Genomic DNA, 202 nt, shown 5'->3' with positions numbered 1-202 from the left:
TCGTTGCCACCATAGCCGCTCATCGTGTCGGCGCCGCCGAGGCCGTTGAGGACATTGGCGCCGGCATTGCCCTGGATGGTCTGGGCGAACTCGTTGCCGGTGAGGTTGATTGCCGTCGTGCCGGCCGGGTTCGTGGTCGCGAGAAACTGGATGGACGAGCCGGCCGCAAGAGCATGGCTCACCGAAGCGAGCACCTTGTCGG

Annotated in this window: 1 pseudogene; it reads right to left on the bottom strand. The window is 65.8% G+C overall.

What is annotated here, in order from left to right:
• Positions 1 to 202, bottom strand: a pseudogene (locus tag AC0L2P_RS32545) (calcium-binding protein); the annotation flags it as partial.

This window comes from Mesorhizobium sp. WSM4836 (genome assembly GCF_055811815.1).
The sequence above is the reverse complement of the archived record's forward strand: the minus strand, read 5'-3'. Positions and strand labels throughout refer to the sequence as shown.